Source organism: Pseudomonas sp. P8_241 (genome assembly GCF_034008315.1).
GTDB lineage: Bacteria > Pseudomonadota > Gammaproteobacteria > Pseudomonadales > Pseudomonadaceae > Aquipseudomonas.
The window spans coordinates 1,994,143-2,018,859 of sequence record NZ_CP125377.1 but is presented as its reverse complement, the minus strand read 5'-3'; the positions used below and the strand labels follow the sequence as shown (position 1 = coordinate 2,018,859).

The following is a 24,717-nucleotide window of genomic DNA, read 5'->3' as shown; positions in this document are numbered from 1 at the left end:
CATCGCTGTGTCTTCATCGCTAGCAGGCTAGCTCCCACACTGGATCCTTGTGAACACAAAATTTGTGTAAGACAAACATCCCCCTGTGGGAGCCAGCCTGCTGGCGATGACGGTAGATCAATCAATAAAAAACTTAAGCAACCACCCCCGCATCCGCCCGCAACCCCAACACCTCAATCGCAGTGATCGCACACTGCTCATCAACATCGGACAAATCCCCGCTGATCCCCAACGCCCCCAGCACATTGCCCGCCTGATCGCGGATCAACACCCCTCCCGGTGCCGGCACGACGCTGCCCTGCCCCAGGCTGTTCAACGCCGCGATAAACGCCGGACGTTGTTGCGCATCCAGCGCCAGCAGACGTGAACCCTTGCCCAGCGCGATCGCGCCCCAGGCTTTGCCGATGGCGACGTGCGGGCGCAGGAGGCTCGCGCCGTCTTCGCGCTGCAGGGTGATCAGATGCCCGCCGGCATCCAGTACTGCGATGGTCAAGGGTGCCGCGCAGATTGCACGCCCTGCGGTGATGGCTTCGTTGACCAGGTTGACTGCGACTTTCAAGGTTAAAGCGCTCATGGTGCCGTCCTCATTTTGTTTTTCGGAAAGCCGTTGAGCTGCGCTTTTACGTCGCAGCCCGATGCAACAAATAGAACACAATGAATTATTTTTTTGTATACAATAATTATCGAAAAGCGCGACATGCGACGAAAAGCCACAGCAGAACGGGCTTCAGACGAATGAAACGAGCGCTTGAGAAAATGGATTGACCTGCGCCGTCCGCCGTGAATACACTCTGCGCAAAGCCACTTGTATACAATTACAAAACGTAAAGAGGCACAAAACCATGAGCAAAATGAGAGCAATCGAAGCCGCCGTTCTGGTGATGCGCCGTGAAGGGGTTGATACCGCTTTTGGCATCCCGGGTGCCGCCATCAACCCGTTGTACAACGCCCTGCAAAAGGTCGGCGGCATCGATCATGTCCTTGCTCGCCACGTTGAAGGCGCCTCGCACATGGCCGAGGGCTACACCCGCACCAAGGCTGGCAACATCGGCGTGTGCATCGGGACTTCCGGCCCTGCCGGTACTGACATGGTCACCGGGCTCTACAGCGCCTCGGCCGACTCGATTCCAATCCTCTGCATTACCGGCCAGGCACCCCGCGCCCGTATGCACAAGGAAGACTTCCAGGCTGTCGACATCACCAGCATCGTCAAGCCCGTCACCAAGTGGGCAACCACGGTTCTCGAACCGGGCCAAGTGCCCTACGCGTTCCAGAAAGCTTTCTTCGAAATGCGCTCCGGCCGTCCAGGCCCGGTGCTGATCGACCTGCCGTTCGACGTGCAGATGGCCGAAATCGAATTCGACATCGACGCTTACCAGCCACTGCCGCTGGCCAAGCCGACCGCCAGCCGCGTTCAAGTCGAGAAGGCTCTGGCCTTGCTGGATCAGGCTGAACGCCCATTGCTGGTGGCCGGTGGAGGCATCATCAATGCCGACGCCAGCGATCTGTTGGTCGAGTTCGCCGAACTGACCGGTATTCCGGTGATCCCGACCCTGATGGGCTGGGGCACCATCCCGGACGATCACCCGCTGATGGTGGGCATGGTTGGCTTGCAGACTTCGCACCGCTACGGTAACGCCACCATGCTGAAGTCCGACGTGGTGCTGGGTATAGGTAACCGCTGGGCCAACCGTCACACCGGCTCGGTGGATGTGTACACCGAAGGCCGCAAGTTCATTCACGTCGATATCGAAGGCACTCAGATCGGCCGCGTGTTCACCCCGGACCTGGGCATCGTGTCCGACGCTGCCGCCGCGCTGACCGTGTTCATCGAAGTCGCTCGCGAATGGCAAGCCGCCGGTAAGCTGAAGAACCGCAGCGCCTGGCTGCAAGACTGCCAGCAGCGTAAAGCCAGCCTGCAGCGCAAGACTCACTTCGACAACGTGCCGGTCAAGCCGCAACGCGTTTACGAAGAAATGAACCAGGTGTTCGGCAAAGACACCTGTTACGTCAGCACCATCGGTCTGTCACAGATTGCCGGCGCGCAGTTCCTGCACGTCTACAAGCCGCGTCACTGGATCAACTGCGGTCAGGCAGGCCCGTTGGGCTGGACCATTCCGGCAGCACTGGGTGTGGTCAAGGCCGATCCCAACCGTAAAGTCGTGGCCCTGTCGGGGGACTATGACTTCCAGTTCATGATCGAAGAATTGGCCGTAGGCGCGCAGTTCAAGCTGCCGTACATTCATGTAGTCGTGAACAACTCGTACCTGGGACTGATCCGTCAGGCACAGCGCGGTTTCGACATGGACTACTGCGTGCAGCTGTCCTTCGATAACCTGAACGCGCCGGAACTCAACGGCTACGGTGTCGATCACGTCGCAGTGGCCGAAGGCCTCGGCTGCAAGGCACTGCGTGTGTTCGAACCGGCTCAGATCCAGCCTGCCCTGCGCAAGGCTCAGGAGCTGATCGAAGAGTTCAAGGTGCCGGTGATCGTCGAGATTATCCTGGAGCGTGTGACCAACATTTCCATGGGTACCGAGATCAACGCCGTCAACGAATTCGAAGACCTGGCGCTGGTCGGCAACGACGCACCGACGGCGATTTCGTTGCTTGATTAATAGCTGCTCGCTCCCTCTGTAGGAGCCGGCTTGCTGGCGATAGCGGAGTATCAATCGACATTGATATGACTGAGATAACGTCATCGCCAGCAAGCCGGCTCCTACAAGGGGGCCTTACATATTTACGGGAGACCACCATGCCGCGTTTCGCAGCCAACCTGTCCATGCTGTTCACTGAACAGGACTTTCTCGCCCGTTTTGAAGCGGCCGCCAAGGCCGGCTTCAGTGGTGTCGAATACCTGTTCCCGTACGACTTCAGCTCCGCCGAAATCAAGGCCCAGCTTGATGCCCACGGTCTGACTCAAGTGCTGTTCAACCTGCCGGCCGGTGATTGGGCCAAGGGCGAGCGCGGTATCGCGTGCCTGCCGGACCGTATCGAAGAGTTCCGCGCCGGTGTCGATCTGGCCATCGCTTACGCACAAGTGCTGGGCAACACCCAGGTCAACTGCCTGGCCGGTATTCGTCCGCAGGGTTTTGACGATGCCACCGTCGAGAAAACCTTCGTCGACAACCTCAAGTTTGCCGCCGACAAGCTGCAAGCGGCAGGTATCAAACTGGTGATGGAAGCAATCAACACGCGTGACATTCCGGGTTTCTACCTGAACAACACGGCGCAAGCCCTGTCGATTCGCGAGCAGGTCGGCAGCGCCAACCTGTTCCTGCAATACGACATCTACCACATGCAAATCATGGAAGGTGATCTGGCGCGCACCCTGCAATCGCACCTGGCCGAGATCAACCACGTGCAACTCGCGGACAACCCGGGGCGCAACGAACCAGGCACCGGTGAAATCAACTACCGCTTCCTGTTCGAACACCTGGACCGCATTGGTTATCAGGGTTGGGTCGGTTGCGAATACAAGCCGCTGACCACCACTGAAGCAGGCCTGGGCTGGCTGAAAACCCACAACGCGATCTAACACAAATCCCTGTAGGAGCCGGCTTGCCGGCGATGGCATCACCGCGGTGTATCAGACAGACCGTGTCGCCTGGATCGCCAGCAAGCCGGCTCCTACAAAAACAAATACAACGAGGATTTTCTCATGGCTAAAATCGGATTTATCGGCACCGGCATCATGGGCCACCCAATGGCGGCGAACCTGCAGAAAGCCGGTCACAGCCTGTTCCTGTCGGCGCACCACGACGCCGCCCCTGCCGACCTGGTCGCCGCTGGCGCCGTCGCACTGGCGAACCCGCGCGAAGTGGCACAGGAAGCCGAATTCATCATCGTCATGGTGCCGGATACCCCGCAGGTCGATGACGTGCTGTTCCGAGCCGACGGCATCGCTGCTGGCGTAGGCAAAGGTAAAGTCGTGATCGACATGAGCTCGATCTCGCCAACCGCCACCAAAGCCTTTGCTGCCAGGATCAACGAAAAAGGCGCGCAATACCTCGACGCCCCGGTATCCGGTGGTGAAGTCGGCGCCAAGGCCGCGACCCTGAGCATCATGGTCGGTGGCGACGCCGATGCCTTCGAACGCGCCCTGCCGCTGTTCCAGGCCATGGGCAAGAACATCACCCTGGTCGGCGGCAATGGCGACGGTCAAACCGCGAAAGTGGCGAACCAGATCATCGTTGCGCTGAATATCCAGGCCGTGGCCGAAGCCCTGCTGTTTGCTTCGAAAAACGGTGCCGATCCAGCCAAGGTGCGCGAAGCACTGATGGGCGGTTTCGCTTCGTCGAAGATCCTCGAAGTGCACGGCGAGCGCATGATCAAGGGCACCTTCGACCCAGGTTTCCGCATCAGCCTGCACCAGAAGGACCTGAATCTGGCCCTGCAAGGTGCCAAGGAACTGAACATCAACCTGCCGAACACCGCCAACACTCAGCAAGTGTTCAGCACCTGCGCGGCCATCGGTGGCAGTAACTGGGACCACTCGGCGCTGATCAAGGGCCTGGAACACATGGCGAACTTCTCGATTCGCAAGTAGGAGCAAGCTTGCTCGCGACAAAATCGCCTCGGTGTATCTGAAGCACCGAGGCGCCTGGATCGCTGGCAAGCCAGCGCCTACAGAACCAGATGAAACCCTGTCGGCGCTGGCCTGCGAGCGATCTATTCAGCACTGCTCCAACGTCAATCCCAAAAACAAGAATTCCGGGAGTCCGTCATGTCGGTCGATCCGCAACAATTGCTGCGCGAGCTGTTTGCCACAGCCATCGACGCGGCGCACCCGCAGCAAGTCCTCGAAGCCCATTTGCCTGCCGACCGCAGCGGTCGCGTGATCGTCATTGGCGCCGGCAAAGCCGCAGCTGCCATGGCCCAAGTGGTTGAGCGCTGCTGGCAGGGTGAAGTGTCCGGCCTGGTGGTGACCCGTTATGGTCACGGCGCACCGTGCGAAAAAATCGAAGTGGTCGAAGCCGCTCACCCCGTTCCCGATGCAGCCGGCCTGGCCGTCGCCAAACGCGTGCTGGAACTGGTCAGCGACCTGAACGAAAGCGATCGCGTGATTTTCCTGCTCTCGGGCGGTGGCTCTGCCCTGCTGGCACTGCCGGCCGAAGGCATCACCCTGGCCGACAAGCAGTCCATCAACAAAGCCCTGCTCAAGTCCGGCGCGACCATCGGCGAGATGAACTGCGTGCGCAAGCACCTCTCGGCGATCAAGGGTGGGCGTCTGGGCAAAGCCTGCTGGCCTGCCACTGTTTATACCTATGCGATTTCCGATGTACCGGGCGACCTCGCCACGGTCATCGCCTCCGGCCCGACCGTGGCCGACCCAAGCACCTCCGCCGAAGCGTTGGCGATCCTCAAGCGCTACAACATCGAAGTGCCAGCCACCGTGCGCAACTGGCTGCAAAGCCCGGAATCGGAGACGGTCAAGCCCGGCGATCCGAGTCTGGCGCGCAGCCACTTCCAGTTGATTGCCCGCCCACAGCAATCGCTTGAAGCCGCGGCGGTGAAGTGCCGTCAGGCCGGTTTCAGCCCGCTGATCCTGGGTGACCTGGAAGGCGAGTCGCGAGACGTGGCGAAGGTCCATGCCGGTATCGCGCGGCAGATCGTCCTGCACGGTCAACCGCTGGCCGCACCTTGCGTGATTCTCTCGGGCGGTGAAACCACCGTGACCGTGCGCGGCAATGGCCGTGGCGGACGCAACGCCGAGTTCCTGCTGAGCCTGACCGACAGCCTCAAAGGTCTGCCCGGCGTCTACGCGCTGGCCGGCGACACCGACGGCATCGACGGCTCCGAAGACAACGCCGGCGCGATCATGACCCCAGACAGCTACGCCCGCGCCGCCGCCCTGGGTTTGAGCACCAGCGACGAGTTGGACAACAACAATGGCTACGGCTATTTCGAGGCGCTCGACGCGCTGATCGTCACCGAGCCGACCCGCACCAACGTCAACGATTTCCGCGCCATTCTGATCCTCGAGAGCCCAACATCATGACGCCTGATAAAAAGGTCAAAATCCTCGCCACCCTTGGCCCGGCCATCAACGGAATCGACGACATCCGTGAGCTGGTGCAGGCCGGGGTGAACATCTTTCGCCTGAATTTCAGTCATGGCGATCATGCCGACCATGCCCAGCGTTTTCAGTGGATCCGTGAAGTCGAGCGTCAGCTGAATTATCCGCTGGGTATCCTGATGGATCTGCAAGGTCCGAAACTGCGGGTTGGCAAATTCGCTGAAGGCAAGATCCAACTGGTGCGAGGTCAGGCTTTGCGCCTGGATCTGGACGCCACACCGGGCGATGAACGCCGGGTCAACCTGCCGCACCCGGAAATCATCGCCGCGCTGGAGCCGGGCATGGACCTGCTGCTGGACGACGGCAAGCTGCGCCTGCGTGTGGTCACCAAATACGCCGACGCCATCGACACCACGGTGCTCAATGGCGGCGAACTGTCGGACCGCAAAGGCGTGAACGTACCGCAAGCGGTGCTCGACCTCAGCCCATTGACTGCCAAGGACCGCCGTGACCTGAGCTTCGGTCTGGAGTTGGGTGTGGACTGGGTGGCGCTGTCATTCGTGCAACGTCCGGACGACATTCGCGAAGCCCGTACGCTGATCGGCGACAAGGCGTTCCTGATGGCGAAAATCGAGAAGCCGTCGGCTGTCGAACAACTGCGCGAGATCGCCCAATTGAGCGACGCGATCATGGTCGCTCGCGGTGACCTGGGCGTGGAAGTGCCGGCCGAAAGCGTGCCGCAAATCCAGAAGAACATCATCAGCACCTGCCGCGAGCTGGGCAAACCGGTGGTGGTCGCCACTCAGATGCTGGAGTCGATGCGCTTCTCACCGGCTCCAACCCGCGCCGAGGTAACCGATGTGGCCAACGCCGTGGCCGAAGGTGCGGACGCGGTGATGCTGTCGGCGGAAACCGCGTCCGGCGAATACCCGCTCGAAGCCGTGCAGATGATGAGCAAGATCATCCGCCAGGTGGAAAACGGTCCGGACTATCAGGCGCAACTGGATGTCAGCCGGCCAAAAGCCGAGGCGACTGTTTCCGATGCGATCAGCTGCGCGATTCGCCGCATCAGCAATGTGCTGCCGGTGGCGGTGCTGGTGAACTACAGCGAATCGGGTACTTCCAGCCTGCGTGCAGCGCGGGAACGGCCGACGGTGCCGATCCTCAATCTGACGCCAAATCTGCAAACCGCACGCCGACTGACTGTGGCGTGGGGCGTGCATTCGGTGGTCAATGATCGCCTGCGTCAAGTGGACGAAGTGTGCTCGACGGCACTGGAGATTGCTCAGGCCCAGGGCATGGCCCAGCGCGGCGATACATTATTGATCACTGCCGGTGTGCCCTTTGGTCAACCGGGATCGACTAACTCATTGCGTATCGAGACGTTGATCTAGAGCGCCCATACCGGCCTCATCGCCAGCAGGCTGGCTCCCACATTGGTTTTGTGTCGATCACGGAATCAAGACTGAACAGAGATTCAGTGTGGGAGCCAGCCTGCTGGCGATGGAGGTGACTCGGTTTCACCGACCTTTCAGAACTGCCATGCCTGCCAACCACTTCAACACCCACTGCCCCGACTGGGCCGAGGCTTTGCTCAACGGCTTCAGTCAAATATTCCTCCAGCGCAATCCGCTGTGTGGATTGCTGATTCTTTCGGCCATCCTGTTCACCGCGCCCGCCTTGCTGGGCGGCGCATTACTCGGCGGCGTCGCCGGGCTGCTCACCGCGCAACGTCGCAACTATGCCAAGACTGATCGTCAAGCCGGGTTGTACAGCTACAACGGCGTATTGCTCGGACTTTTGCTGAGCCTGTATTTCCCTTGGTCGGCCATGATGCCGCCGCTGATTCTGGCTGCTGGCGGCCTGAGCGCGATGATCACGCAACAGTGGCTCAAGCGCGTGCGGGTCAGCCAATACCTGCCCGCCTACACCACACCCTTCGTCGTGCTGAGCTGGATGCTGCTGTGCTTCGCCGCTCCCTCGACAGACGCTCGCTTGATCGAAGTCAGCACGCTGAACATGCTCGCCGCGCCACTCAAAGGCATCGGCCAGGTGATGTTCCTGGGTCATCCGCTGGCCGGGGCGATGATTGTCGCGGGTTTGCTGATCGCCGATCGCCGCGCATTCTGTTGGGCGCTGTTGGCGTCTGTCGCCGGCATCGGCTGGAGCCTGTTGCAACACGACTTCTATACCGCGCTGCTCGGCCTCGGTGGCTATAACGCCGTGCTCGCCGCCCTTGCCCTCAGCTCGCAGCGCCAACAGCCGTGGCTGCCGCTGGTTGGCATAGTGCTAGCGCTGGTGCTGACACCGATGTTTGCCGCCATCGGTCTGCCAACCCTGACTGCGCCGTTCATTCTTGCCTGCTGGCTGGTGCGCTGCGTGGTTCAAATGTTTGCCAAGGCCCCTGTCAGCCATACGCCTTGCACTCTGGAGGAGAATCAACCTAGGCTGCGCTGATCATCGAGTCAGGCGCAATCCATGGACAGCAACAAAAACTGGCGTGAAGACCTTTACGTCATGATTTTCCAAAGCGACACCCAGGCTGGCCGGCGTTTCGACGGCATTTTACTGTTGATCATCCTCGCCAGCCTGGTAATCGTGATGCTCGACAGCATCGACAGCATTCACAAAAACTACGCCGATGTACTCGCCTATATCGAATGGGGTTTCACGGTCATCTTCCTTGGCGAGTACATCCTGCGCCTTTACTGCTCGCCCAAGCCCCTGCGCTATGCCTTCAGCTTTTATGGACTGGTGGACTTGCTCGCAATCGTGCCCGGTATCCTTGCGCTGTATTACGCCGATGCGCAGTACCTGCTGATTATCCGGATCATCCGGATGCTGCGGATTTTCCGCGTGCTCAAGCTCAGCCCTTATCTCAAGCAAGCCAACTACCTGATGTCGGCGCTGCGCGGCAGCAAGCAGAAAATCGTGGTGTTTCTGGTCAGCGTCTGCACCCTGGTGACAGTATTCGGCACCCTGATGTATGTGATTGAAGGCCCGGAACACGGTTTCACCAGCATACCCAAAGGCATCTACTGGGCGATCGTGACCCTGACGACCGTGGGTTTCGGCGACATCGTGCCCAAGACACCCCTGGGCCAGGTGATCTCGTCGCTGGTGATGATCACCGGTTATTCGATCATCGCGGTACCCACCGGCATTTTCACCGCCGAACTGGCCAACGCGATGCGTGGCGAACAGTTGCAACACGATTGCCCTGTGTGCCGGAAAAACAGTCACGAACACGGTGCCGCGTTCTGTTCCCGGTGCGGCAATGCATTGTTTAAAAAACTGGAATAAGCAAAGAGCTTTTTAATCTTTAAAGGACTATCCGTCCCCGGCTATAGTCGCTGGCTGGAATAAAAGACTAATAACCCGTAGGAGCTGCCGCAGGCTGCGATCTTTTGATCTTTGAAGGCAAAATCAAAAGATCGCAGCCTGCGGCAGCTCCTGCACAACAAGGAATGCGCAGTGAAAAAACTCTTTGGCGCCTCACTTCTGGCCGCTGGCCTGGCATTGACCAGCGTGGCTCAGGCCGCACCGACCCTGCTTAACGTTTCCTACGACGTGATGCGCGATTTCTACAAGGACTACAACACTGCGTTCCAAAAGCACTGGCAAGCCGAACACAACGAAAACATCACCTTGCAGATGTCCTTCGGCGGTTCCAGCAAACAGGCGCGTTCGGTTATCGACGGCCTGCCGGCTGACGTGATCACCATGAACATGGCGACCGACATCAATGCACTTGCCGACAACGGCAAACTGGTCCCGGAAAACTGGGTGACGCGCCTGCCGAACAACAGCGCACCGTTCACCTCGGCCACCGTGTTCATCGTCCGCAAAGGCAACCCGAAAGCCCTGAAAGACTGGCCCGACCTGCTCAAGGATGGCGTGCAAGTCATCGTCCCGAACCCGAAAACCTCGGGCAATGGTCGCTACACCTACTTGTCGGCCTGGGGCTATGTGCTGAAAAACGGCGGCGATGAAAGCAAGGCCAAGGACTTCGTCGGCAAGCTGTTCAAGCAAGCGCCGGTCCTGGACACCGGTGGCCGCGCCGCCACTACCACTTTCATGACCAATCAGATAGGCGACGTGCTGGTGACCTTCGAAAACGAAGCGGAAATGATTGCCCGCGAGTTCGGCCGCGATCAGTTCGAAGTCATCTACCCAAGCGTCTCCGCCGAAGCCGAGCCGCCGGTGTCGGTGGTCGACAAAACCGTCGACAAGAAAGGCACCCGCGCCGCTGCCGAGGAATACCTGAAGTACCTATGGTCGCCGCAAGGTCAGGAGATCGCCGCCGCCAACTACCTGCGTCCGCGTGACCCGGCCGTGTTGGCGAAATACACCGACCGCTTCCCGAAAGTCGACTTCCTGTCGGTTGAAAAGACCTTCGGCGACTGGCGCACCGTGCAGAAGACCCACTTCAATGACGGTGGCGTTTTCGATCAGATCTACACCGGTCAGTAAGCGCAGATCGGCATAAAAAAAGGCGGCCTGCACAGGCCGCCTTTTTCATGGATACAACCTGACCCCTGTAGGAGCGAGCATGCTCGCGAAGATCGCAAACGATAACGCTTGAAACCAGACAGCCCGCGACGCCCTTGGCTTTTTCGCGAGCATGCTCGCTCCTACAGGGCTCGGTGTCTTTTAGCTCAGGCTCCCGCAAAAAATATTCTGGTTGCCGTCGGCCGGACTTTCCCGCACCACCAACGAATAGCCTCCCGCCCGAAGCGTCTCGTAGGCGACCGGTGCGCTTTTCCAGAAATACTGGTGCGATGCCGCAGAATAGAACCGCGCATTCGGGCCGTCGTTCATGTCATACACCGGTTTGGCACCCAGATTCGCACAGCTTCCCGAGTAGATGTAGGCCTGCAAACGACCCGGCAAGGCACTGCCCATGCTTTCGCCGCTGACAGCGAACCAGAACACCGTGGCATTACCGTCGGCCATCATGATAGGCCGGGCGATATTCCCGGCGTTGATGGGTGTAGCGTTGAGGGGAACGTTGGTGACTTGACTGTCGGGCACTGTCGAGCACCCGCAGATCGATCCAATCGCTACCACCAACGCCAGCGAAGATACGATTTTCATCGTGATACTCCCGCTATAAGGATGCGTTGAAGTGATCCCCCTGTTGATTTTAGTTGCCAGGCAAAGGTGGGCATTTCTTCGGATGGCCGGTCACACATCGTTCGAAAGAGAAACATAAGCATGCTATCGAACAAGATGTAAGTGAATGTATCATTCCTGTTCAACGCCTCTGTCGCGAGGCTGACCCTCTCGCGCTCGTTCATCACGCCTTGCACAACGCAATGACCGGTAGCACGCCAATCACTCTTCCGCCGTTTCAGTCAGGCTTCCAGCCTGCGCGCATTCCCTTCTGCTCAGCGAGACACGTCATGAATCCAGCAACCCAGGTGCCCCATGGCACCGCGACAATGACCCCAGGCATGGTGCTGCTGTTCGCCTTCTGCTGCGGCGCCATTGTGGCCAACATCTACTACGCACAGCCGATCATCGGTCTGATTGCCCCGGACATTGGACTGACCAACACCATGGCCAGCCTGATTGTTTCGCTGACCCAGATCGGTTATGCGCTGGGCCTGTTTTTCCTGGTGCCGCTGGGCGATTTGCTGGAGAACCGTCGGCTGATGATCATCACCACAATAGTGGCGATTGCCAGCCTGCTGGGTGCAGCGTTCACCGATCAGCCCAATGTGTTCTTGTTGATTTCGCTGCTGGTGGGGTTCAGTTCGGTGTCGGTGCAGATCCTGATTCCACTGGCCGCGAACCTGGCGCCGGAAGCGTCTCGCGGCCGCATCGTCGGCGGCATCATGGGCGGCTTGTTACTGGGGATTCTGTTGGCCCGTCCGGTATCCAGCGTGGTAGCCGATCATTTCGGCTGGCGTGCCATGTTCGTGATCGCCGCGGCGTTGATGGCAGCGATCAGCATCATCCTGGCCGTGACCATTCCAAAGCGCCAACCCGATCACAGTGCATCCTATGGCCAACTGCTGGGGTCGCTATGGACGCTGTTGCGCAAGCAACCGGTGCTGCGCCAGCGTGCGTTTTACCAAGGCTGCATGTTCGCCACGTTCAGTCTGTTCTGGACTGCGGTGCCGCTGGAACTGGCGCGTAATCATGGCTTGTCGCAAAGCCAGATCGCGATTTTCGCCCTGGTCGGGGCCATCGGTGCCATCGCCGCGCCCATTGCCGGTCGCCTCGCCGATGCCGGTCACACCCGCACGGCTTCATTGCTGGCCCTGCTGTTCGCCAGTCTGAGTTTCTTGCCTGCGTTCATCCACCCGGCCTACAGCGTAATCGGCCTGGCCGTGACCGGCGTAGTGCTCGACTTCTGCGTGCAAATGAACATGGTCCTCGGCCAACGCGCGGTCTACGCCCTCGATTCCAAAAGCCGCAGCCGCCTGAATGCGCTGTACATGACCAGCATCTTCATCGGTGGCGCCTTCGGTTCTTCAGTGGCCAGCGCGGTGTACGAGCACGGTGGCTGGTTGTGGATCGTGATCGTTGGCAGTGCGTTTCCCCTGTTGGCGTTGTTGCGATTCTTGAGTTTTTCGCAGAAAGACTCCTTGGCGACGGCGTAGCCCCCTAACGAGGAGCGGCTTTTGACATCCGAAATCGGCATCGGAATCGTATCGCCGGCGGTCACTGCGCCGGGAATATCTGGATCTGGAATCAAAATCAAAAGATCGCAGGCTGCGCCAGCTCCTACGTTGGTCGTGCATATGGCCCTGTAGGAGCTGGCGCAGCCTGCGATCTTTTTACAGCACACACCCATCAAACCCGACACTGACATTGCCCGGCAGCTCTTCGCGATGCTCGATCAACCATGCATCGAGCGTATGCCCGACGTGGGTCAATACCGCTGACGTCGGCTGCAACTCCTCGATGCACTGCAAGGCCAGGTTCAGGTCATTGTGATTGCGCGGCGCCTGGGGTTGCGGCGGCATCGAGCAGTCCAGCACGAGCAAATCCAACGTCTGACGTTGCAGCCAGGCCGTCGTATGCGGGGGCAATCCCACGGTGTCAGTGAGGTAGGCAATCCGCCGCCCCTCGCCTTCCAGCAAATAGCCCAGAGTCGGTCTGGAGTGCAGCAACGGCAGCGCGGTAACGGTCAGCGTGCCGAAGGAGCGTGTTTCAAAGGGCTCGAACGGCTGGCTGAAATCGAGAATGCCGGGGTGCTTGTAGAGGTCGGCCAGGCCCTCCGGGTCCACGGGACCATGGACCGGAATGACCAGCCCCTGCCCCCAGCGCAGGTGCAACAAGCCCTGGGCGTGATCAGCGTGGTAGTGGGTCTGGAAAATGCCGTTAAAGCTGCGTGGCGCAAAACGTTCGCACACGTCTGGCAGACCACTGTCGATCAACCAGCGTTGATCGCCACACTCGATCAGCGCACTGCATGGTCGACGCTGCAAGCGCTGATCATGACGCGCCCGGTCGCAAGCCACGCACTCGCAGCCATAGACCGGAACCTGTCGCGCATCGCCGGTACCGAGCAACATCAGGCGCATGCGCAAGGCTCATCGATGCAGGCAAGCAAACGATCCACTGTGTTCTCCAGCGCCCCGGAGTTATCGAGTACGTGCAGCGTCGGGTCATTGTCGGCGAGTACGCGCTGGTTGAACCGGGCATTGCGTGCCAGTCGTGAGTCTATTTCCGCTATGGACTCTCGCCCTCGTGCCAGCAGGCGCTCACACAACACGGCCTGTTCCACGGTCAACAGCACCACAAGCATGTGCGGGTAGCGCTCACGGGCATTCTGCAAATGCCCGCGTGAGCCGTTGACCAGCACATCCTGCCCCGACTTCAGCCAGTCGTCGATTTCCCGCGGGATGCCATAGGACAAGCCATTGGCGTGCCAGCTCAGGGCAAACGCGCCCTGAGCTTCCATCTCGGTGAACTGCTGCGGGCTGACGCCCATTGCGGCCTCGCCCACCGCCTCGGCCGAACGGGTGATGACCCGCCGCACGATACGGCAGCCGCGTTCGGCCAATCGTTCGCGTGCTGCATCCAACAGGCTGTCCTTGCCCGCCCCTGAGGGTCCGATGAGATAGATCAACCTGCCCGCCATCAAAACACCCTCTTCGCTTTTCGCCATACTTGCTGGACCACCGGCATACCGTCCTGACTGCGCGCCTGCACCAGATCAGCGCGCAAGCCAGGCGCAATTTCGCCCCGATCATTCAATCCCGCCGCCCGTGCCGGGTTCAGGCTGACCATGCGCACCGCATCAGCCAGGCCGATGCGATTGTTCTGGGCCGCCAGCGCGAACGTCGATTGCAACAGACTCGCCGGGTAGTAATCGCTGGACAGGATATCCAGCAAGCCTTCGGCAGCCAGATCCGCGGCGGCCACGTTACCCGAGTGCGATCCGCCGCGCACGATGTTCGGTGCGCCCATCAACACTTGCATGTCCCGCTCCCTGCAACCGCGTGCCGCCTCGACCGTGGTCGGGAACTCGGCGATGGTCATGCCGTAGCGCGCCGACTCTTCGACGTGGGCCAGGGTCGCGTCATCATGGCTGGCCACCGACAGGCCAAGGGCCTGGCAATGTTCGACAATCGCCGCACGATAACGATCACTGTATTGCCGGGAGTTGGCCATTTGCAGGGTGATGAACTCATCCATCTGCGTCGTCGTCAGGTGGTACTTGCCCATGTAGTACTCACGGTACTTGGACTCCAGCACGAATTGGCGCTGACCCGGCGAGTGGTCCATGACCGACACCAGTTGCACCAGCGGGTTTTCCACCAGATCGCGAAACACGCTGAGGGTGTCCGGGTGGCACAGCTCGCAGCGCAAGTGCAGACGATGTTCGGCGCGGGTCAGCCCGGCATCCGAGGCCTTGGAGATGGCATCGAGCATCGCCGGCAATTTCTGCATGCGATTGCCCTTGGGGTTCACGTCGCCGATGGACACGGCATCGAACACCGTGGTGATGCCCGCCGCGATGATCTGCGCATCGTGGCTGAGCACTGCCGGCACCGACGGCCAATCCACACCGGGACGTGGGGTCATGTGGCGCTCCAGGTTGTCGGTGTGCAACTCCACCAGACCGGGCAGCAGGTAATCACCGTGCAGATCCTGTGCCTGGGGCAAGCGGCTCGGACCTTCGGCGACCTCGGCAATCAACCCGTCGCGCAGCACCACGGTGCCGTAGAACACACGGTCCGCGGTGACCAGTTGGGCATTGCTGAGGATCTGTTCAACGGGCATCGGCGTATTCCTCTTGGCTGACTGCGGCTGGGGTCATGTCGAGATGGCGATCGGCAACCGCCTCGCGGGCGATGCGATCGTGGAAGATGCCGATCAGTGCGGCACCCGCGCTTTTCGCTTCGTTCATCAGTTCCAGCACCACCTGGCGATTGTTGTCGTCGAGTGATGCGGTCGGCTCGTCGAGCAACATCACCGGCCACGCCACCATGAAGCCGCGAGCGATGTTGACTCGTTGCTGCTCGCCACCGGAAAACGTACCGGGCGCAAGTTGCCAGAGCCGTTGCGGAATGTTCAGGCGGCTGAGCAGCAATTCGGCACGCAATTGCGCCTGATCTTTCGACCAGCCCCGGGCCAGCGCTGGCTCCATGACCACGTCCAGGCACGCGACCCGCGGGATCACTCGCAAAAACTGGCTGACATAACCCAACGTGCGCTGACGCACTTGCAGGATGTCCCGGGGCTCGGCGCCCACCAGCTCCAGCCATTGGCCATCGTGCTGCACGCGAATGCTGCCGCCCGCAGGCAAGTAGTTGCCGTACAAGGTGCGCAGCAAGGTACTTTTACCGGCACCGGACTGACCGTGCAGCACCAGGCATTCACCGGCCGCCACACTGAAATCGATCCCGCGCAGTACATTGAGGACCACGCCGTGCTGCTGGTGCAGGGTGAAAGTTTTCGAGAGGTCACGGACCTCGATCAAGGTATTCATCGCTCGGATTCCACTATTGAACGGGGCTTCACGGCTGCAACACCGAAGACACCAGCAGTTGCGAATAAGGGTGCTGAGGGTCGTCGAGGATCTGGTCGGTCAGCCCGGTTTCCACCACCCGCGAGCGGCGCATCACCATCAAGCGGTCGGCCAGCAGCCGCGCCACCGCCAGGTCATGGGTGACAATCACCACGGCCAGATCCAGTTCACGCACCAGCCCACGCAGCAGGTCGAGTAAGCGCGCCTGCACCGAGACGTCGAGGCCGCCGGTCGGCTCGTCCATGAACACCAGCCGTGGACTGGACACCAGATTGCGGGCGATTTGCAGGCGCTGCTGCATGCCGCCAGAAAAGGTCCGGGGCAAATCGTCGATGCGCTGCGGATCGATTTCCACCTGACTCAACCAGTCGAGACCGGCCCCGCGCAGCTGCTGATAATTGCGCACGCCCTGGGCCATCAGGCGTTCGCCGATGTTGGCGCCAGCGGACACGCCCATGCGCAGACCGTCCCTCGGATTCTGTTCGACAAAGCCCCATTCGGTGCGCAGAAGCGTGCGGCGCTCGGCTTCGCTGGCGCTGTACAGGTCCAGCCATTGGTCCTGTTTGTCGCGGTAACCGATGTTGCCGCGCTGCGGCGGCAAGCGCCCGCTGAGCAACGAGAGCAACGTGGATTTGCCCGAGCCGGACTCGCCGACAATCCCCAGCACTTCACCGGGGTACAGGTCGAAACTGACGTCCTGGCAGCCCTTTTCCGGGCCGTACAACAGCGACAAATCACGCACTCGCAACAGCGGTTCAGTGGACACGGACACATCGTTTTTCAGCGCATGCTTCATTGGCCCTGCTCCTGCTGGCTGACGCGCTGGGCGCAGTAATAAGTGTCGGAACAGACGAAGCTTTGGGTGCCGGCGTCGTCGAGAATCAACTCATCGAGGAACGATTCACGGCTGCCACAAATGGCGCAGCACGCTTCCCATTTCTGCGCTTCGAAGGGGTGATCCTCGAAGTCGAGGCTGGTGACCCGGGTGTACGGCGGCACCGCGTACAGGCGCTTCTCGCGGCCGGCGCCGAACAGCATCAGCGCCGGGCTCATGTCGAGTTTCGGGTTGTCGAATTTGGGAATCGGCGACGGGTCCATCACGTAGCGCTCGTCGACCATCACCGGGTAGGCGTACGCGGTGGCGATGTGGCCGAAGGTGGCGATGTCTTCGTAGAGTTTGACGTGCATGACCCCGTAATCGTTGAGGGCGTGCATGGTCCGGGTCTCGGTTTCCGACGGCTCGATAAAGCGCAGCGGCTCGGGAATCGGCACTTGATAAACCATGATCTGATCGGCATGCAGCGCAGTTTCCGGGATGCGGTGACGGGTCTGGATCACCGTCGCGTCCGGCGTACTTTCGGTGGTGGCGACGCCTGCGGTGCGGGCGAAGAAGCGGCGGATCGATACGGCGTTGGTGGTGTCGTCCGCGCCCTGATCGATAACCTTTAGCACGTCATCGTCACCGAGAATCGCGGCGGTCAACTGCATGCCACCGGTGCCCCAACCGTAAGGCAACGGCATCTCGCGACCACCGAACGGCACCTGATAGCCAGGGATCGCCACGGCCTTGAGCAAGGCGCGACGAATCATGCGTTTGGTCTGTTCATCAAGGTAGGCAAAGTTGTACGCCGCGTCGCGCACGGGTGCCTGGTTCAGGTCATTCATGGTTTTGGCCCTCGGCAGGCTTGCGCAGTTTGCGGATCAGTTCCAGTTCGGCCTGGAAGTCGACGTAGTGAGGCAGCTTGAGGTGCGAGACAAAACCGGCGGCCTCGACGTTGTCGCAGTGCATCAGCACAAACTCTTCCTGCTGGGCCGGGGACACGATCTCTTCGTTGTACTCGTCGGCGCGCAACGCACGGTCCACCAGCGCCATGCCCATGGCCTTGCGCTCGGCGTGTCCGAAGGCCAAACCGTAGCCGCGAGTGAACTGCGCCAACTCCGTGGCCGAGCCGACGAACTGGTTGACCATCTCGCACTCGGTGACTTCGATGCTGCCCAGATTGATCGGAAAACCCAGCTCTTCAGGGTCGATCCAGACCTCGACTTCGCCGATGCGGATTTCACCCGCGAACGGGTGGTTGCGGCCATAACCGCGCTGGGTCGAATAACCCAGCGCCAACAGGAAACCTTCGTCGCCCCGGGCCAGTGCTTGCAGGCGTTGAGCGCGACAGGCGGGCAATTCCAGCGGGTCGCGGGTGATGTCGGCCACGCGTTCGCCGTTGTCGGACTCGTTCTTGATCAGGCCTTCCTGCGCCAGCAAACCGAGGACTCGCGGGCACGCTTGGAGACTGGCATTCGGGGTCACTTGCGGCCCCGGGTATTCGCCTTCGGCCAGCAACGCGAAGTCCAGCAGACGATGGGTGTAGTCGAAGGTCGGACCCAGCAGTTGTCCACCCGGCACGTCCTTGAAGGTGGCGGACAAGCGCCGACTCAGTTGCATGTTCTGGGTATCGATCGGCAGGCTCGGGCTGAAGCGCGGCAACGTGGTGCGGTAGGCCCGCAGCAGGAAGATCGCTTCCACCAGATCCCCCGCCGCCTGCTTGATCGCCAGCGCAGCGAGCTCTTCGTCGTACAGCGAGCCTTCACTCATCACCCGCGCCACCGCCAGCGGCAGTTGCTGGCGAATCTGCTCGACACCGAGCTCAGTGACCGCGGTATCGCCCCGACGTTTTTTTGCCAGCAGACGGTGGGCATTGTCGATGGCCTGTTCGCCACCCTTGACGGCTACGTACATCAGGCTCGCTCCTCTGCGATGCGGGTGCTGCGCGGCAGGCCGACCAGGTCGTGGCCGGCGGTGAAAAACAGGTCAAGCCCACGGGGGAATTCGTTGCGCCGTTCGCGTTCGCGCCAGAAGCCTTCGGCCACCGGCAGCGCGACGCCGTGTTCGCTTTCGATCCCCGGTCCGCGCCACGTCCGCCCTGCCCCGCCGTCGAGGCGTGGCAGCTGAATGAGCAAGGTGCAGGACTGGTCGGGATAACGATCATTGCCGGTATCGAAACCGCTCAGGTCGAGCAGATCCTCGGAGGCGAGCAATGCGAACCGCGCTTCTTCACGCTTGGCGGTCAACGGGCAACCACCGTGGAACGCCAGATTGGCGCGGATCAGCGGCGTGTCGAAGGACGGCGCCAGCCACAGCGGCGTGTCGACATCCAGCAACGCCAGACACAGCGCATAGGTTGCGGGGGCCAAGCCTTCGAGTCTCGGCGAGGCGTATAACGTCTGGATCAAACCGGGACCGGCCAGGGCCTTGAGCGCCGTGCGAAATCCACGCTGGGCATCCAGCACCGGGTCGCTGAAGGCCGGTTGCAACAGCTGTGCGCTCATCAGTTTTCTCCTCGCACGAGGGTGAAGAATTCGACTTTGGTGGCGGCGGTTTCCGCCTCTTTCTGTGCCCGGCGCTCGGCCTGCGCTGCCGCCAGAGGCGTGATCATGTCGGCCAGCCAATGGCGCTGTTGCGCGCCCTGCAAATGCGCGTCGGCCAGTGCAGCCAGTTCGGCGTGGACCTTGTCGCGGCCTGCCAGGTAGCTGTAACCGGTACGGCCATCGGCCAGGCGCACCACGCAACGGGTGACGCTCATTTCGCCGACATTGAACGGCGCGCCGTTACCGCCCATGCGACCACGGACCAGGGTCATGCCGATTTCCGGGGCGCGGATCAGTTGGTAATCGATGTCGCGCAGCGCATTTTCGAAGGGCTGTAATTCATCGCGACGAGCGCAGGCGAGTACGCCGATCCAGTGTTGCCGTTCGGCGTGCTGAGCAAGGTTGGTCATTGAGTTCTCCATCAGGTCACGACCTGGTACTGGAAGCGATCCGAACGGCTGGTGGACTGGGCCAGCTCCACCGCACGGCCGTCGCGGTCGCGGGAAAGGGTGAACACGCTCAGCGCCGGCAAATGCCGGGGCATGAGCAGCAGCGCGGCTTCTTCGCGGTTGGGTAATCGGGCGCCGATCAGGCTCTGGGTACGGGTCAGCGGCAGGTCCCGTTCGCTCAGGTATTTGCGCAGAGAGCCGCCGCAGTAGTCGGCCAGCAGCGGTGCGTGACTGGCGCAGTAGCGATGGCGGATCAGGCTGACCGGTTGGTTGTCGAGTTTGCGCAAGGTCTGCAATTCGATCATCGGCGCCATCTCGGCGATGCCCAGATGCTGCGCTTCTTCACGGCTGGCAAAGCAGTAGCGACGCTTGAGCAGCACTGCCTCGACGCCATGTCCCTGGGCTGACAGCGACTGGCTGTAGGCGCTGTCGGCGGTCATCGAGTAAATCAGCGGCCGCTCCAGCACCTGGGTGCCTTTGCCCTGAAGGCGCAACAGGCTGCCTTCGAACACCAGTTCATCGATGGCGCGGCGCAAGGTGTGGCGATTGACACCGAAGCGCTCGGCCAACATCACTTCGCCCGGCAGGAAATCCCCGGCGCGGTACTCCGCCAGCTCCCGCCGCAGGATATCGGCCAATTCGCGGTACACCGGTTCATCTTGTCTAGACAACTGCATGCTTTAAAAAAAGCGCCCAAGGGCACCCCTCCGAAAAAGTCAGATGAACTGCTTGCGCAAGCGCTGCGACAGGATGTCGATCAAGCTGACCACGACGATAATCACCAGCAGCACCGCGCAGGTCTGTGTGAACTGGAAGGCGCGGATGTTCTCCCACAGGATCACCCCGATCCCGCCGGCCCCGACCATTCCCACCACCGTCGCCGAACGCACGTTGGCCTCGAAGCGATACAGCGCGTAGGACACCCACAGCGGCATCACCTGCGGGATCACGCCGTAGATCACTTCCTGCAAGGCGCTGGCACCGGTGGCGCGAACGCCTTCCACCGGGCCCGGATCTATCGCCTCGACAGCTTCGGCGAACAATTTGGCGAGTACCCCGGTGGTGCTGATCCACAGCGCCAATACCCCGGCAAACGGACCCAGCCCGACGGCCACCACGAACAACATGGCGAACACCATTTCGTTGATTGAGCGGAACGCATCCATCACCCGGCGCAGCGGTTGGTGGATCCACCACGGTGTGATGTTTTCCGAACAGAGGATGCCCAGCGGCACCGAGCAGACAATCGCCAGCACCGTGCCCCACAGGGCGATTTGTACGGTGACGAGCATTTCCTTGAGGTACATGCGCCATTCATGGAAATCCGGCGGGAAGAAGTCCCCGGCGAAGGTCGCCATGTTTCCCGAGTCGCGGTACAGCGTCATCGGGTTCATTTCGGCGCCGTGCCAGGCCCAGGCCAGCAGGACCAGGAACAGGCCCCAACCGGCGTATTGCGGCCAGGTACGCTTGCCGACAGCTTCAGCGTGCAGAGTGGTCATGAGGGTTCTCTAGATTGCGTAATGCAGAACCTGTAGGAGCGAGCCTGCTCGCGATGGTCGTCAACGATGACGCGGGAAACCGGGAGAAACGCGGTGTCCTTATGTTCATCGTCGGAACGCCGCCCGGAGCCGGCTCGCTCCTACAGGGGTTAGCCGTTGGCTGCGGATTTTTTGTCGGCGGTTTTATCGAGCACGGTGATGCGCTCTTGCAGCTTGGCCAGTTCGGCGTCGATGTCGGCCAGTTTCTTGGCCTTGTCCGCCGCCTCAAGCTTGGTGTCCGCACTGATCGTGGTCCGTTGCTTGAACAATTCGAGCTGGCGAATCGGCAGCAACTGGTCGTCGCTGGATGTCAGGAACTTGCCCAATTGCATGCCCTTGAGCACCGCTTTCTCTTCGTCGGTATCGCCGTAGCTGAAAATGAAATCGCGGATCTTGGTTTTCTCGCTGTCACTCAGCGCTTTGCTCCACACCAACGGGTCGGCGGGGATCAGCGGCGACTTCCAGATCACCTTCAGCAGCGCAGCTTTATCAGGCTGGGTGACCTCCAGGCGATCCCAGCTCTCGGTGTTGAAGGTCGCCACATCCAGCTGCCCCTTGGCCACACTCAAGGCGTTGACCTCATGGCTGGAGTTGAGCGTGCGCTTGAACGCGGTGGCCGCATCGACATGGTTCTTGGCGAACACGTAATAGCCCGGTACGAGGTAGCCGGACGTCGAGTTCGGATCACCGTTGCCGAAGGTCAGGTTTTTGGCGTTTTTCAGCATGTCGTCGACCGAGTTGATCGGACTGTCCTTGCGTGCGATCAACACGCTCCAGTAACCGGCAGCGCCACTGGCTGCAGCGGTCTGGGCGAAGATTTCGCCGTTGGAACGGTCCACGGCTTCGATGGCGGCCTTGTTGCCCAGCCAGGCGACATCGACCTTGTTGAAACGCATGCCCTGGATCAGACCCGCATAGTCAGAGGCAAACGTGGCATTGATCTTCAGGCCGGTCTGTTTGTGCATGTCATCAAGGAATGGCTGCCAGATGCTCTTGAGGTTTTGCGAAGACTCGGTGGACATGATGCCGAAGTTGATGGCTTTTTCTTCAGCCTGGGCAGTGCCCATCAAGCAACCGGTGAGCAGAGCTGCACCCGCAAAAACGCGACCGATACGGTTCAACATGGAAAGGCTTCCTGAGAGTGAACGGTTAAGGAATACGCAGTGATCAAACACGCGCCAGCACCAGCCGGGGCGCTGATTCGTTGTGACGCAGTGGCTCGGAGCACATGAGGCTGGTGTCGATATCGGCCCCGTACAAATCGTTGAGGAACGCGCCACTGAGCTCGGTACCCGGGCCATCGAAATGAATCCGGCCGGCCTTCAGTGCTACCGCGCGTGGGCAATAGCGGGTGGCGTAGTCGACCTGATGCAGGGTCACCACCACGGTCTTGCCGTCGCGGCGATTGATGTCGGCGAGGATTTCCATAACCTTGCGCGCCGATTCCGGATCCAGAGAGGCGATCGGCTCGTCCGCAAGGATGACTTCGGCACGTTGGGTCAGTGCACGGGCAATCGCCACGCGTTGCTGCTGCCCACCGGACAGGGTCGAGGCCCGCTGTGCGGCGAGGTCAGCCAGGCCGACGCGGGCCAGGGACTCCATGGCGAACTGTTTTTCCTCGGCATTGAACAGGCCCAGGTTGCCACGCCAGCGCGGCATGCGCCCCAGGCAACCGAGCAGCACGTTGTCGAGCACGCTCAGGCGGTTGACCAGGTTGAACTGCTGGAAGATATAGCCGATGTCGGCGCGCAGGCGGCGCACCTTGCCATTGAGCCGACCCGACGCCTGCACCTCGCGGCCCAGCACCTTGACGCTGCCGCCGTTGTTTTTATCGCAGCAAGCCAGGCCCGCGAGATGGCGCAACAAGGTGGATTTGCCGGAGCCGGACGCGCCGATCAGCGCGACCATCTCACCGGCCGCGATGGTCAGTTCGAGGTCAACCAGTGCAGTTTTACGCGCAAAGGTCTTGTTCAGATGATCGACATGGATAGCTGCGTTCATGGGCATCTCTGTCTGGTTGAACAGCCGTCCGTGGCCGTATTTGAGTTCAACAGACTTTAGGCACGGGGCATGTCAGCCCTATGACTTGCACATTTCACTGGGTGAATCATTTGATGAAGGTTTTGTGAAAGGTTGAGCTGGAGGGCTGGCGCGTTTGGTCGCGGTTGTGACCGGATTGGGTGTCCACTGGGGCACCCTGCAGCCTTAATTCAGGCTGGTATTCGCCCTGGTTTTTCATGAGGGGCATCTACCGCAATCGCGTCCGAGGCGGCCTACTGGCCGGCCTGGTTCTGATGCGTGCGTATTTCCCTGTAGGAGCTGTCGAGTGCAACGAGGCTGCGATCTTTTGACTCTGTTTTTTACAGGCAAGATCAAAAGATCGCAGCCTTCGGCAGCTCCAGCGGAGTGATACATCCGCGAGATCAGGTCAGCTGGCAGGCCGCCATCGCTGGCAAGCCAGCTCCTACAATTGATCAGCGTACACCCACGCTCTTCACCACTCATCAGGCCGAGCGTTAGCTCGCCTTCCGCTTTTGATCCACCCGCCCCCTCGGGAGGCTGAGTGGAGGTGTTTATCCGGGGATTGGCGCGCAGCGCCGTTCGACGCAGTCGAACTCATTGCATGTAGGTCGTAGCGAAGCAGACCGGAGGGCAATGCCCCCGGATGAATGCCGGAGCGAAGGAACGCCGAGCCTCAGCGAGGGGCCGTACGTAAGGGGCGAGCGTTTTTTGCTTACTTTTTTAGGCGCTTGTAAAAAAGTGAGTCGCCGTAAGGGCGAAACCATAAGCCGTCGTTACCGCAGCAATGGATATGTACCCGGTCAACCAAAGTCAGGCCGCCTTCGCGAGCAAGCCCATTCCCACAGAGTTCACACGCGGCCCGAAAAACACTGTTCAACGCCCACAAAAAAGGCGACCCGAAGGTCGCCTGTCTGCGTTACTGCTCGAACTGCCGTCCCAATCCACCCGGCACCCCGTGGATATCCGTCTCCTCCCAAGGCCCTTTCGGACTGATCGAACGGCTCCAGCCATTATCCCAACGGTAGTAAGTCCGCTGGCGATAGAAGGTATTGGGCTGGTCATCAAGCACATAGACCCCCATCTTCTGATCCCAATGACTGTTCCCACCCGGCGGCGGCGCGAAGCTGGCGGAGGTGCGCGGCAACGGCTTGGCCGGTTTGGCCGGGATGCTCGGTTTGCTCGGAGTGGGCGACGTCGATGGCGTAGGGCTTGGCTGCGACGGCGGGATCGGTGCCGGAGTCGGCTGCTCCGGCGGCCGCTGGACCGCACAAGCACTTAACCCCAAAACAGCGCTGAGCAGGGCAATACGAGCAATGGCGGTCATGGTGGCGTTTC

The 24,717-nt window shown here is 60.7% G+C and carries 25 protein-coding genes; 9 read left to right on the top strand and 16 right to left on the bottom strand.

The window, feature by feature from the left end; translation table 11 throughout:
• Positions 1-133: 133 nt before the first annotated feature.
• A complete protein-coding gene (locus tag QMK58_RS09195; protein WP_053156764.1) occupies positions 134-574 on the bottom strand; it encodes a GlcG/HbpS family heme-binding protein in 441 nt (146 codons plus the stop codon).
• Positions 575-842: 268 nt separating this feature from the next.
• Here QMK58_RS09195 and gcl point away from each other — a divergent pair, with 268 nt between their 5' ends.
• The 8 genes from gcl (at position 843) to QMK58_RS09155 (ending at position 10,492) form a co-directional block, all read left to right on the top strand.
• Positions 843-2,618 carry a glyoxylate carboligase gene (gene gcl / locus QMK58_RS09190; protein WP_053156761.1) on the top strand — a complete coding sequence of 592 codons (1,776 nt, stop codon included), beginning with the start codon at positions 843-845 and terminating at the stop codon, positions 2,616-2,618.
• Positions 2,619-2,755: 137 nt separating this feature from the next.
• Entirely contained in the window at positions 2,756-3,538 is a 783-nt protein-coding gene (gene hyi / locus QMK58_RS09185) for a hydroxypyruvate isomerase (RefSeq protein ID WP_053156758.1), read from the top strand.
• Positions 3,539-3,661: 123 nt separating this feature from the next.
• Positions 3,662-4,549: a 2-hydroxy-3-oxopropionate reductase gene (locus QMK58_RS09180; protein ID WP_320396175.1), complete on the top strand. Its 888-nt coding sequence runs from the start codon at positions 3,662-3,664 to the stop codon at positions 4,547-4,549.
• A gap of 177 nt (positions 4,550-4,726) precedes the next feature.
• Entirely contained in the window at positions 4,727-6,001 is a 1,275-nt protein-coding gene (locus tag QMK58_RS09175) for a glycerate kinase (protein ID WP_320396174.1), read from the top strand.
• Positions 5,998-7,413 carry a pyruvate kinase gene (gene pyk, locus QMK58_RS09170; protein WP_320396173.1) on the top strand — a complete coding sequence of 472 codons (1,416 nt, stop codon included), beginning with the start codon at positions 5,998-6,000 and terminating at the stop codon, positions 7,411-7,413. Before QMK58_RS09175 ends, pyk begins: the two co-directional genes overlap by 4 nt.
• Before the next feature lie 148 nt (positions 7,414-7,561).
• The gene (locus QMK58_RS09165) at positions 7,562-8,476 is read left to right on the top strand and encodes an urea transporter (protein ID WP_320396172.1); all 915 of its coding nucleotides are present in this window, start codon (positions 7,562-7,564) and stop codon (positions 8,474-8,476) included.
• 21 nt (positions 8,477-8,497) lie between these two features.
• Positions 8,498-9,322: an ion transporter gene (locus tag QMK58_RS09160; RefSeq protein WP_053156743.1), complete on the top strand. Its 825-nt coding sequence runs from the start codon at positions 8,498-8,500 to the stop codon at positions 9,320-9,322.
• A 171-nt stretch (positions 9,323-9,493) separates the two neighbouring features.
• Entirely contained in the window at positions 9,494-10,492 is a 999-nt protein-coding gene (locus QMK58_RS09155) for a sulfate ABC transporter substrate-binding protein (RefSeq protein ID WP_053157084.1), read from the top strand.
• A gap of 180 nt (positions 10,493-10,672) precedes the next feature.
• Here QMK58_RS09155 and QMK58_RS09150 read toward each other — a convergent pair whose 3' ends face one another.
• Complete coding sequence (locus QMK58_RS09150; RefSeq protein WP_053156740.1) at positions 10,673-11,116, bottom strand: hypothetical protein; 444 nt, start codon at positions 11,114-11,116, stop codon at positions 10,673-10,675.
• Positions 11,117-11,424: 308 nt separating this feature from the next.
• On the opposite strand from QMK58_RS09150, the gene QMK58_RS09145 reads away from it, so the two are divergent.
• Positions 11,425-12,630, top strand: coding sequence for an MFS transporter (locus QMK58_RS09145; RefSeq protein WP_053156737.1), 1,206 nt, complete (start codon positions 11,425-11,427; stop codon positions 12,628-12,630).
• A gap of 177 nt (positions 12,631-12,807) precedes the next feature.
• Here the strand turns inward: QMK58_RS09145 and phnP are convergent, their stop codons facing one another.
• The 14 genes from phnP to QMK58_RS09075 all read right to left on the bottom strand — a co-directional run bounded on the left by phnP (position 12,808) and on the right by QMK58_RS09075 (position 24,706).
• Complete coding sequence (phnP, locus tag QMK58_RS09140; protein ID WP_320396171.1) at positions 12,808-13,557, bottom strand: phosphonate metabolism protein PhnP; 750 nt, start codon at positions 13,555-13,557, stop codon at positions 12,808-12,810.
• Positions 13,548-14,117: a phosphonate metabolism protein/1,5-bisphosphokinase (PRPP-forming) PhnN gene (gene phnN, locus QMK58_RS09135; RefSeq protein WP_053156732.1), complete on the bottom strand. Its 570-nt coding sequence runs from the start codon at positions 14,115-14,117 to the stop codon at positions 13,548-13,550. Before phnN ends, phnP begins: the two co-directional genes overlap by 10 nt.
• Positions 14,117-15,262, bottom strand: a complete 1,146-nt coding sequence (locus tag QMK58_RS09130) for an alpha-D-ribose 1-methylphosphonate 5-triphosphate diphosphatase (RefSeq protein ID WP_053156729.1) — start codon at positions 15,260-15,262, stop codon at positions 14,117-14,119. The genes phnN and QMK58_RS09130 overlap by 1 nt, the downstream gene beginning before the upstream one ends.
• Positions 15,252-15,971, bottom strand: a complete 720-nt coding sequence (gene phnL, locus QMK58_RS09125) for a phosphonate C-P lyase system protein PhnL (protein WP_320396170.1) — start codon at positions 15,969-15,971, stop codon at positions 15,252-15,254. Before phnL ends, QMK58_RS09130 begins: the two co-directional genes overlap by 11 nt.
• Positions 15,972-15,999: 28 nt before the next feature.
• On the bottom strand, positions 16,000-16,806 hold the full coding sequence (phnK, locus tag QMK58_RS09120; protein WP_320396169.1) for a phosphonate C-P lyase system protein PhnK: 807 nt from the start codon (positions 16,804-16,806) through the stop codon (positions 16,000-16,002).
• Positions 16,803-17,675 carry an alpha-D-ribose 1-methylphosphonate 5-phosphate C-P-lyase PhnJ gene (locus QMK58_RS09115; protein ID WP_053156719.1) on the bottom strand — a complete coding sequence of 291 codons (873 nt, stop codon included), beginning with the start codon at positions 17,673-17,675 and terminating at the stop codon, positions 16,803-16,805. The genes phnK and QMK58_RS09115 overlap by 4 nt, the downstream gene beginning before the upstream one ends.
• Positions 17,668-18,744, bottom strand: coding sequence for a carbon-phosphorus lyase complex subunit PhnI (locus QMK58_RS09110; protein ID WP_053156716.1), 1,077 nt, complete (start codon positions 18,742-18,744; stop codon positions 17,668-17,670). Before QMK58_RS09110 ends, QMK58_RS09115 begins: the two co-directional genes overlap by 8 nt.
• Positions 18,744-19,334 carry a phosphonate C-P lyase system protein PhnH gene (gene phnH, locus QMK58_RS09105; protein ID WP_320396168.1) on the bottom strand — a complete coding sequence of 197 codons (591 nt, stop codon included), beginning with the start codon at positions 19,332-19,334 and terminating at the stop codon, positions 18,744-18,746. The genes QMK58_RS09110 and phnH overlap by 1 nt, the downstream gene beginning before the upstream one ends.
• Positions 19,334-19,783 (bottom strand): phosphonate C-P lyase system protein PhnG, encoded by a 450-nt coding sequence (gene phnG / locus QMK58_RS09100; protein WP_053156711.1) that lies wholly within the window; start codon positions 19,781-19,783, stop codon positions 19,334-19,336. Before phnG ends, phnH begins: the two co-directional genes overlap by 1 nt.
• Positions 19,784-19,794: 11 nt before the next feature.
• Positions 19,795-20,499: a phosphonate metabolism transcriptional regulator PhnF gene (phnF, locus tag QMK58_RS09095; protein ID WP_172681803.1), complete on the bottom strand. Its 705-nt coding sequence runs from the start codon at positions 20,497-20,499 to the stop codon at positions 19,795-19,797.
• A 39-nt stretch (positions 20,500-20,538) separates the two neighbouring features.
• Positions 20,539-21,321, bottom strand: coding sequence for a phosphonate ABC transporter, permease protein PhnE (phnE, locus tag QMK58_RS09090; RefSeq protein WP_053156703.1), 783 nt, complete (start codon positions 21,319-21,321; stop codon positions 20,539-20,541).
• Positions 21,322-21,470: 149 nt separating this feature from the next.
• Positions 21,471-22,484 carry a phosphonate ABC transporter substrate-binding protein gene (gene phnD, locus QMK58_RS09085; protein WP_053156701.1) on the bottom strand — a complete coding sequence of 338 codons (1,014 nt, stop codon included), beginning with the start codon at positions 22,482-22,484 and terminating at the stop codon, positions 21,471-21,473.
• A 43-nt stretch (positions 22,485-22,527) separates the two neighbouring features.
• Complete coding sequence (gene phnC, locus QMK58_RS09080) at positions 22,528-23,361, bottom strand: phosphonate ABC transporter ATP-binding protein (RefSeq protein ID WP_320396167.1); 834 nt, start codon at positions 23,359-23,361, stop codon at positions 22,528-22,530.
• Between the two features lie 937 nt (positions 23,362-24,298).
• Positions 24,299-24,706, bottom strand: coding sequence for a hypothetical protein (locus QMK58_RS09075; protein ID WP_053156696.1), 408 nt, complete (start codon positions 24,704-24,706; stop codon positions 24,299-24,301).
• Positions 24,707-24,717: the final 11 nt, after the last annotated feature.

What these genes read in the sequence shown, in the direction of transcription:
- QMK58_RS09195 (WP_053156764.1), bottom strand. Translation starts at nt 574, where the DNA reads ATGAGCGCTTTAACCTTGAAAGTCGCAGTCAACCTGGTCAACGAAGCC.
- gcl (WP_053156761.1), top strand. Translation starts at nt 843, where the DNA reads ATGAGCAAAATGAGAGCAATCGAAGCCGCCGTTCTGGTGATGCGCCGT.
- hyi (WP_053156758.1), top strand. Translation starts at nt 2,756, where the DNA reads ATGCCGCGTTTCGCAGCCAACCTGTCCATGCTGTTCACTGAACAGGAC.
- QMK58_RS09180 (WP_320396175.1), top strand. Translation starts at nt 3,662, where the DNA reads ATGGCTAAAATCGGATTTATCGGCACCGGCATCATGGGCCACCCAATG.
- QMK58_RS09175 (WP_320396174.1), top strand. Translation starts at nt 4,727, where the DNA reads ATGTCGGTCGATCCGCAACAATTGCTGCGCGAGCTGTTTGCCACAGCC.
- pyk (WP_320396173.1), top strand. Translation starts at nt 5,998, where the DNA reads ATGACGCCTGATAAAAAGGTCAAAATCCTCGCCACCCTTGGCCCGGCC.
- QMK58_RS09165 (WP_320396172.1), top strand. Translation starts at nt 7,562, where the DNA reads ATGCCTGCCAACCACTTCAACACCCACTGCCCCGACTGGGCCGAGGCT.
- QMK58_RS09160 (WP_053156743.1), top strand. Translation starts at nt 8,498, where the DNA reads ATGGACAGCAACAAAAACTGGCGTGAAGACCTTTACGTCATGATTTTC.
- QMK58_RS09150 (WP_053156740.1), bottom strand. Translation starts at nt 11,116, where the DNA reads ATGAAAATCGTATCTTCGCTGGCGTTGGTGGTAGCGATTGGATCGATC.
- QMK58_RS09145 (WP_053156737.1), top strand. Translation starts at nt 11,425, where the DNA reads ATGAATCCAGCAACCCAGGTGCCCCATGGCACCGCGACAATGACCCCA.
- phnP (WP_320396171.1), bottom strand. Translation starts at nt 13,557, where the DNA reads ATGCGCCTGATGTTGCTCGGTACCGGCGATGCGCGACAGGTTCCGGTC.
- phnN (WP_053156732.1), bottom strand. Translation starts at nt 14,117, where the DNA reads ATGGCGGGCAGGTTGATCTATCTCATCGGACCCTCAGGGGCGGGCAAG.
- QMK58_RS09130 (WP_053156729.1), bottom strand. Translation starts at nt 15,262, where the DNA reads ATGCCCGTTGAACAGATCCTCAGCAATGCCCAACTGGTCACCGCGGAC.
- phnL (WP_320396170.1), bottom strand. Translation starts at nt 15,971, where the DNA reads ATGAATACCTTGATCGAGGTCCGTGACCTCTCGAAAACTTTCACCCTG.
- phnK (WP_320396169.1), bottom strand. Translation starts at nt 16,806, where the DNA reads ATGAAGCATGCGCTGAAAAACGATGTGTCCGTGTCCACTGAACCGCTG.
- QMK58_RS09115 (WP_053156719.1), bottom strand. Translation starts at nt 17,675, where the DNA reads ATGAATGACCTGAACCAGGCACCCGTGCGCGACGCGGCGTACAACTTT.
- QMK58_RS09110 (WP_053156716.1), bottom strand. Translation starts at nt 18,744, where the DNA reads ATGTACGTAGCCGTCAAGGGTGGCGAACAGGCCATCGACAATGCCCAC.
- phnH (WP_320396168.1), bottom strand. Translation starts at nt 19,334, where the DNA reads ATGAGCGCACAGCTGTTGCAACCGGCCTTCAGCGACCCGGTGCTGGAT.
- phnG (WP_053156711.1), bottom strand. Translation starts at nt 19,783, where the DNA reads ATGACCAACCTTGCTCAGCACGCCGAACGGCAACACTGGATCGGCGTA.
- phnF (WP_172681803.1), bottom strand. Translation starts at nt 20,499, where the DNA reads ATGCAGTTGTCTAGACAAGATGAACCGGTGTACCGCGAATTGGCCGAT.
- phnE (WP_053156703.1), bottom strand. Translation starts at nt 21,321, where the DNA reads ATGACCACTCTGCACGCTGAAGCTGTCGGCAAGCGTACCTGGCCGCAA.
- phnD (WP_053156701.1), bottom strand. Translation starts at nt 22,484, where the DNA reads ATGTTGAACCGTATCGGTCGCGTTTTTGCGGGTGCAGCTCTGCTCACC.
- phnC (WP_320396167.1), bottom strand. Translation starts at nt 23,361, where the DNA reads ATGAACGCAGCTATCCATGTCGATCATCTGAACAAGACCTTTGCGCGT.
- QMK58_RS09075 (WP_053156696.1), bottom strand. Translation starts at nt 24,706, where the DNA reads ATGACCGCCATTGCTCGTATTGCCCTGCTCAGCGCTGTTTTGGGGTTA.